General features: G+C 39.0%; 3 protein-coding genes. All 3 read right to left on the reverse strand.

The genetic code is table 11. The features are described from left to right. Window positions 1-886, reverse strand: an 886-nt coding sequence (locus AC1DWN_RS33200) for a PP2C family protein-serine/threonine phosphatase (RefSeq protein WP_477563096.1), incomplete at its 3' end; no start/stop codon positions are given. A gap of 128 nt (window positions 887-1,014) precedes the next feature. Further along, window positions 1,015-1,422 (reverse strand): YflT domain-containing protein, encoded by a 408-nt coding sequence (locus AC1DWN_RS33205; RefSeq protein WP_477563097.1) that lies wholly within the window; start codon window positions 1,420-1,422, stop codon window positions 1,015-1,017. 50 nt (window positions 1,423-1,472) lie between these two features. Continuing rightward, complete coding sequence (locus AC1DWN_RS33210) at window positions 1,473-1,634, reverse strand: DUF1328 family protein (RefSeq protein ID WP_475809744.1); 162 nt, start codon at window positions 1,632-1,634, stop codon at window positions 1,473-1,475. Window positions 1,635-1,818 lie beyond the last annotated feature (184 nt).

Genomic DNA, 1,818 nt, shown 5'->3' on the forward strand with positions numbered 1-1,818 from the left:
CAATTGCAMCGCAGCCCTGCTCGAGCATGGCTACCTGATTATCCAAATATACAAACCCTGGCGGATGCCAGGCATTTACATATTCAATCGTTTTTTCTTCTGTGTCCAATACTAGGTAAATAGCCGTAAAATAATAATTAATTAACTCATCCTTCATATGAAGCTGATTCATATAACGATTAAGCTCATGCATAACCTGCTCAAGATCAGAAATACGCGTAATGGTATCACGCAATACGGAGGATATGTACATACAAACGAGCGAAGACGATATTCCATGCCCCATCATATCCAGCAAAATAACCCCGTAACGATGTTTATCAATGCGATACCACGCATAAAAGTCGCCCGCAAGCTCAGAGGAAGGCTGATATACAGCACTGATTTCAATGTTCTCATCATTTATTGGATTACTTAGCACACTAAGCTGAACTTGCTTAGCCAGCTCTAGCTTATATTTCATTCGTTTGTCCCGTTCTTTATGCCAATCAATTTCTTGCTTCAGTCTTAGTGCAGAACGTATACGCGCAAGAAGCTCCATCTTATTTATCGGCTTCATTACGTAATCACTAGCTCCAGCATCCAATGCCTCAGCCATTTTGTTCGAGTCGCCGACTGCCGTTACAAAGATAATGGGTACATCCTTAAACCGCTCATCGCATTGGATCCGTTTGCATGCCTCTAAACCGTCGATATCCGGCATCATCATATCCATTAGAATTAAATCCACATCCGCATCTTTAACGACAAGTGAATCGATTCCCAATAGACCGTACAGCTCCATAGCGGAGGAGGCTATTTTCAAATTTTTATAACCGGCTTTATTTAAAATCGTTTTAATAATAAGTTGATTGGTAGCATTATCATCAACAATAATAATACTCATAATAATTGCTCCTTTGAGTCAAATCTTTTCTCAGTATATCATACCGTTTTAGATTCAGATATTTTAACAAAGACCTACCCCCAAGGGACAGGTCTTTGTCTATTATACTTCTAAAGTCCACGTTTATTTTAGACCACGTAATGAGGATAGTAGTAAACCGTTGAATCGTAATCTTCGCCGGTGTACTCCTTGCCTCCCCAAGCAATGACCAGAATCTTATCTCTGTCCATTTCTCGCTCCAGACGTTCTGCATCCATCTCTGAAATACCGAGCGATCTCATCTTGGCGCGCAGCTCATCTCCGTTAGAGCGGAAGATGTTAGCAATAGCCGTACCTATACCTTCCTCGGCTACACCGATTTTTTCCGCATCGGTATTTTCTACAATCCGACTCGTTCTATCCTTATCATGAGTCAATACATAGATGTTATCCTGTGGATAACCTTCTCGTTGAAAGCTGATCACTTGATCTTGAACCTCTGAAATTTTATTCACCGTGTGTACTTTCGTATTGAATTGGTTTGTATGGTTTGTCATTGTAATTCCTCCTCGTTTTTTGTGTTCTATTAAGTATTAATTATTACTAACTAGGCTCGTCTTCGTCCAAGAATAAGTGATGCGATGAATAGAACAATAAATATGACGAATAGGATTTTAGCCATCCCTGCTAGTGCGGAAGCAATTCCTAGAAAGCCAAAGACTCCTGCGACCATTGCGAATATGAAAAATAATAATGCCCATCCTAACATTGCAATCACCTTTCTTTCGTAAGTTGTTTTTGCTTTCTTGCATTGTAATTAACCAGCCTGCTTGGTATTGAAACAATTATTTTCAGGAAATCACTCTCAAAACCTAATTAAATAATCCTATTATATTGAAGGAATACATATTTAAATTTTCAAATGTTTCAAAAATCGTAGACTGGTTTAAGAG

This window comes from Paenibacillus sp. P4_A7 (assembly GCF_056402455.1).